Source organism: Bacillota bacterium, from assembly GCA_012837285.1.
GTDB lineage: Bacteria > Bacillota > DTU030 > DUMP01 > DUMP01 > DUNI01.
Map to the genome: position 1 here is coordinate 1 of DURJ01000074.1, position 5,892 is coordinate 5,892.

Annotated in this window: 6 protein-coding genes; all 6 read left to right on the forward strand. The window is 47.2% G+C overall.

The window, feature by feature from the left end; all coding sequences use genetic code 11:
* Nucleotides 1-176: 176 nt before the first annotated feature.
* Genes GX016_04300 through GX016_04325 form a run of 6 tightly spaced genes read left to right on the forward strand, consistent with a single transcriptional unit; the run spans nucleotide 177 to nucleotide 5,744 of the window.
* Nucleotides 177-1,331, forward strand: a complete 1,155-nt coding sequence (locus tag GX016_04300) for a branched-chain amino acid ABC transporter substrate-binding protein (GenBank protein HHT70781.1) — start codon at nucleotides 177-179, stop codon at nucleotides 1,329-1,331.
* A 49-nt stretch (nucleotides 1,332-1,380) separates the two neighbouring features.
* Entirely contained in the window at nucleotides 1,381-2,283 is a 903-nt protein-coding gene (locus GX016_04305; GenBank protein HHT70782.1) for a branched-chain amino acid ABC transporter permease, read from the forward strand.
* Nucleotides 2,280-3,263: a branched-chain amino acid ABC transporter permease gene (locus GX016_04310; GenBank protein HHT70783.1), complete on the forward strand. Its 984-nt coding sequence runs from the start codon at nucleotides 2,280-2,282 to the stop codon at nucleotides 3,261-3,263. The genes GX016_04305 and GX016_04310 overlap by 4 nt, the downstream gene beginning before the upstream one ends.
* Nucleotides 3,250-4,041 carry an ABC transporter ATP-binding protein gene (locus tag GX016_04315; protein ID HHT70784.1) on the forward strand — a complete coding sequence of 264 codons (792 nt, stop codon included), beginning with the start codon at nucleotides 3,250-3,252 and terminating at the stop codon, nucleotides 4,039-4,041. The genes GX016_04310 and GX016_04315 overlap by 14 nt, the downstream gene beginning before the upstream one ends.
* A complete protein-coding gene (locus tag GX016_04320; protein ID HHT70785.1) occupies nucleotides 4,019-4,720 on the forward strand; it encodes an ABC transporter ATP-binding protein in 702 nt (233 codons plus the stop codon). Before GX016_04315 ends, GX016_04320 begins: the two co-directional genes overlap by 23 nt.
* Nucleotides 4,721-4,760: 40 nt before the next feature.
* Nucleotides 4,761-5,744: an agmatinase family protein gene (locus GX016_04325; protein HHT70786.1), complete on the forward strand. Its 984-nt coding sequence runs from the start codon at nucleotides 4,761-4,763 to the stop codon at nucleotides 5,742-5,744.
* The last annotated feature ends 148 nt before the right edge of the window (nucleotides 5,745-5,892 follow it).

Consider the following 5,892-nt stretch of genomic DNA (forward strand, 5'->3'; position numbering starts at 1 on the left):
CGTTTCCTGAGGTTGTTGGATAAGACAAGTTTATGGAGGTGGGTATGGCCGCTCGGCTTGGCCAAGCCAAAGTAAGCTTGCCACAGGTAGAAAGCCTGACACAAAAGGTCAGCCCTAGCTATACTCTACCTGTGTGCTTCTCGCCTGAATTGCTATTTTACAGGGAGGTGTTCAATGTGTCCAGAAAACTAGTGGCTGCTTTCTTGATTTTCCTGGTTTGTTCCATGTCACTTGTTGGATGCGGTAGTAAGGATGAGGGCCAGCCTGCTCAAGGTGCTGATTCCAAGGGAGACAAAATTGTGGTCGCCATTGCTGCACCTATGACCGGCAGTTGTGCCCAGTCCGGCCAAGATATTGAACGTGGTGTAAGAATAGCTGCAGAACGAATTAATAAAGCCGGAGGTATAGATGGTCGGGAAATTGATATCGTTGTTGAAGACGATGCCTCGGATCCCAAACAGGCGGCGGCAGTAGCCAACAAGTTAGGTAACGATGCTAGCGTCTTGGCGGTAATTGGCCACTACAACTCTAGTTGTACCCTAGCCGGTGCACCTATCTACAACCGTTTTGGCATTGTTGAGATGAGCCCTGGTTCCAGCGCTCCCGCTGTCAGCGATGCCGGACCCTACACTTTTCGGGTAATACCTACAGACGCTTTGCAGGGTGAATTTGTGGCTAAGTGGATGCTGGAAGAAGGTTACGACTCCGTCGCAATTTTATATGAAAACAGCGATTATGGCCTGGGCCTTAAGGATGTGGTTCAGAAAGCCTTTACCGCTGCAGGCGGCCAGGTGGTGGGCATTGAAACGTATTATTTAGGTGAAACCAAAGACTTTAGCTCCATTATTACCAAGATTAGGGCAACCAGTCCTGAGGCCGTATTCGTTGCTGGCTTGTACAATGAAGCGGCTCTCATCTGCAAACAAAGTAAAGCCGTTGGTTGGGAACCGGCCTTTTTCGGTGTCGATGCTTTATACGAAGAGTCCCTTATCAACCTAGGTGGACTAGCTGTAGAGAATTTCCGGATTAATGCTTTCTTCCACCCCATGGTAGACGACCCCTTGGTAAAAGAATTTGTTACTGAGTATGAAACTTTATATAACGCTATTCCCGGAGCTTACGCTTGGTACGGACACGATGCTTTGGTTGTTATCGCCGAGGCCATGACAAACGGGGCACTGGATCGAGAAGCCATAAAAGACTATTTGACCACCCTGAAGGACGTAAAGGGAGTAACAGGCTCCATTTCATTTGACGAAAACGGTGATGTTATCAAAGATCCAATCAAACTTGTTGTAAAAGACGGGAAGTTCAAACTGTACACGAAGTAGCGCCCCTTGAGCCGGACAAGACTGTCCTTGTCCGGCTCCTTGAGTGGAGGTGAAGATCATTACTCAACTGCTTCAGCAATTGATCAACGGATTAGTAATAGGAATGATCTATTCGTTAATCGCTCTTGGCTACTCAATGGTTTTCGGCATATTGGGGTTTATTAACTATGCCCATGGCGAAATATTTATGTTGGGTTCATTCATCGGCTGGATGCTGCTCCGATTTGCCGGACTTAATTTTGTAGTGGCGATGGTAGGTGCAATGTTAATTACTGCTCTATTGGGAGTCGCAATAGACTATGTGGCTTATAAGCCGATTCGGGAAAAAACCGGTCGGGGATTCTTGGACGCTATGTTGGTCAGTGCTATTGGGGTTTCCATTTTTGTCCAGACCCTAGGACAATTATTATGGGGCACTGAAACACACCCGGTCGGATTGACAATCTTTCAGACAGTTTTTCGAGTTGGCCCCTTTTATGTTTCGGAATTACAGATTGTTATTGCCGTGGTGGCTATAGGGTGCATGATAGGATTAGCCCTATTCACCACTAAGTCACCTTTGGGATTAGCAATTAGAGCCACATCCCAAGATCCTGTGGCAGCACGACTAATGGGAATTAACGTCAACCGTACTATAGCCCTAACTTTTGCCATTGGTTCCGCCTTGGCAGCAGCCAGCGGTCTTCTGGTAGGGGTATATTTTGACGCAGTATATCCGCTGATGGGAAATTCTGCCGGGATTAAGGCCTTTACGGCTGCCGTCTTGGGCGGTATTGGCAGCATGCCGGGCGCAATGCTCGGCGGTATTCTAATCGGTGTGGTTGAAACTCTCGGTGCAGCCTATATTTCCTCGGCATTCCGTGATGGCTTCGCTTTCTTGGTTTTAATACTAACCCTGTTATTCATGCCTTCAGGATTAATCAAGGTTACCAAGGGAGGGGGAAAAGTATGACGCAGCAACAGCTTAAATACGTCTGTCTTATCACTGCTGCCCTTGCTCTCCCGCTGGTTGTGCACAGCCGTTATTGGATGCATGTGATTATTATGGCTGCAATGTATATGCTACTGGCTTTTAGCGTTGATTTAATATACGGATATGCAGGTCAAATCAACTTGGGACAAGCAGGGTTTTACGCCATCGGAGCTTACACAACAGCCCTTCTAATGTTGCGTCCTAACCTCTCCTACTGGACCGCAATGCCGCTGGCAGGTCTAACAGCCGGATTGTTCGGTCTGATATTGGGTATACCCACGTTACGCCTTCGAGGCCTTTATCTGGGGATTACAACCATGGGCTTTAGTGAAATTGTGCGCTTGGTACTCCTGTGTTGGGTTGATCTTACCCGTGGTCCAATGGGACTCCCAGGTATACCTGCACCTACCATCGGCAGTTACATCTTTAATGGTCTGACTCCTTATTATTATCTAATACTCACCTATCTTATATTGGCTATAATATGCGTTCGCATCTTAGCCCATTCACGCGTGGGTAAAGCCTGGGAAGCGATCCGGGAAGATGACATCGCCGCTTCAGCTATGGGTATCAATATTGCTTATTACAAAGTAGCAGCCTTTTCAATTGGAGCAGCCATGGCTGGCGTAGCTGGCAGTTTCTTTGCTGTGTATATTTCCTTTGTCTCCCCGGATGCCTTTAAAGCAATCGAATCTTTCCTCATTTTTGCCATGCCTGCTGTTGGCGGTACAGCTACTGTAGCTGGGCCAATTCTAGGAGCATTAATTATTTATGTGCTGCCAGAAATCACCCGAGCTTTTGCTATGTATCGTATGCTGTGGGTTGGGGCTCTAATGGTTATTGTTATGGTTGTAAGTCCGAAAGGTTTGGTTTGGGCACTTTCCTCCTTACTGGCAAGATTACGGAGGATCAATCAACCCGCATCCTTGGAAGGAGGCACCGGAAGTGGCACTTCTTGAAGTAAATAATCTCACTAAACAGTTTGGTGGTCTCACTGCTGTCTCCAATGTTAGCTTCACTGTTCCACCAAGACAAATTGTAGCTATCATTGGGCCCAATGGAGCAGGTAAAACTACCATCTTCAATATGATTACTGGAATGATCAAGGCTACGTCCGGTGAGATGTATTTTAACCAGGATTCTATTAATGATCTTCCGCCACATCGTCTGACTGAGCTGGGAATCTGCCGCACCTTCCAAAACAGCCGCATTTTCGGTTATATGACGGTACTTGACAATGTGGTGGTGGGATTTCACTGCCGCACAAAAGCAGAGATATTTGATGCCCTGTTTAGGCCTGCTTTTTCCCGTCGAGAGATGAATGAAACCATAGAAAAGGCAAGAGAACTACTAGCTCAGTTTGGGCTAGAGGCTGTCCAAACTGAATTAGCTTGCAATCTGCCCTACGGACAACAGCGCCAGCTAGAAATTGTCCGCGCCCTAGCCGCAGATCCAGAGTTGATTCTTCTGGACGAACCGGCTGCCGGACTAAATATTGCTGAAACCGAAGCTCTCATGGAGCAAATTGCCTGGATTAGGACCACGCTCAATAAGACTGTTTTGATCATAGAGCATAATATGCGGGTCATAATGGGTATCTCCGACCACATCATAGTCTTGGACCATGGGCAAAAGATCGCTGCCGGAAAGCCAACGGAAATCCAAGCCAACGAACGAGTAATTGAAGCGTACCTGGGGAAGGGGTTTAAGGCCTATGCTAGTCATACGAGACCTTAACGTTTACTATGGCAAAGCCCATGCTCTGAAAGATGTTTCTCTGCACGTACAGCAGGACGAAATTGTGGCCCTCATAGGTAATAATGGTGCCGGCAAAAGTACTCTACTAAAGGCCATTTCCGGTTTGCACAGGCCAAACTCAGGGCAAATCTTTTGGGACAATGTTGATATTACTAACATCTCCAGCGACCAAATTGTAAAGAAAGGAATTATCCAGGTGCCAGAGGGGCGTCGAGTCTTCCCTCACTTGTCCGTTAAAGATAATTTGTTACTGGGAGGATATACTTGTTCTGTTCATCAGCGAAACGATGGTTTTGAACGTGTGTTCACGTTGTTTCCAAGGCTAAAGGAGCGATCCGGACAACCGGCCGGGACTTTAAGCGGCGGTGAACAGCAAATGCTTGCCGTGGGCCGAGCCCTGATGGCGAGGCCAAAGCTGTTACTTCTGGACGAACCTTCATTAGGGTTGGCTCCAATTGTAGTGGAATCTATCTACGAAACAATCAAGGAGATCCACCGCCAGGGCATTCCCGTACTTTTAGTAGAGCAAAATGCTTTCTTAGCATTGATGACCGCAAAACGTGCTTATGTAATCGATACTGGAAGGATCGTGATTTCAGGAGATGCAAAAGACTTATTAGAAGATGAACAAGTTAGAACAGCTTATCTCGGCGGATAACAATATCGTGATTTACACTTAATGTAATGGAGGGATTGGGTTGCGAAACATGTTTGATCACATGCCCGGTGCAGGAGTTCCAATGGTTGCCGGCAATATACCGACTTTTCTCGGCAGTAAGCGGGTACGGTCAGAAGATGAGTTAGAAAATTTGGATGCTGTAATTGTAGGGTTACCGTGGGAGGGAACAAATACCTGGGGATCCTTTTCTACCTGTGAACAATCACCCAAGGGCTGCCGCATTGCTTCAATGCGCTATGGAAATGGGTACATTCCTGAATATGACATCGAAGTAATGAAGTCACTTAAGCTGGGGGATATGGGTGATTTACCTGCTTGCAGCACCGATGTGGAGAAGACTTTTGACTTCTTCACGGAAGGAGCCAAGAAGATCTTTGCCAGGAAAGCTACCCCCATATTTCTTGGTGGCGATCATGCTTGTACCTATCCTGTGTTGCGCGCTCTTGCGGAACAGCGCCCTCATCGAGTCGGCATCCTACACTTTGACGCCCATTTGGATAATGCTGACGCTTTCTTAAGTGACAACATGGCTCGCTGCTGTCCACTGCGACGAATAGCCGAGACAAAAGGGATAGATCCCACTAAGATCGTTCATTTTGGCATCCGCGGCCCCCGAAACACGGTTGAGCAAATGGATTATGCCCGCAAATCCGGTGCCACGGTGTTGACTATGGCTACTGTTCGCGAATTGGGCTTGGAGAAAGCAATCGCCAAAGCATACGATGTAATTACTGATGGCACCGACGGCTACTACGTAACCGTCTGCAGTGATATCATAGATCATGCTTGGAATATCGGTGGGCCCTTAGACTTTAACGGGCTCAGTGTAGAAGATATGTGCAATGCTTTATATACCCTAGCCCAAGGGCCCATGCTAGGGATGGATATTGTGGAGGTATACCCTAAATCCGACTTTAACGACACGTCTTTGCACATTGTTACTTGGTTAGCCATATACGCCTTGGCTGGGTTGGCTATTCGTCAGGAGCAGTCCGTAAGTTAGCCAATTGTTAGGAATCAGTGCTTGTTGTCTTATTTTACCATTGACAAGAGGCAATTGGGCACCTATAATGGGACAAACATTTCAAAAAGCTATGATTGAGAAGAAGTAAGAACAGCTGAGGCCTTACAGAGAGCTACCGGTGGTGAGA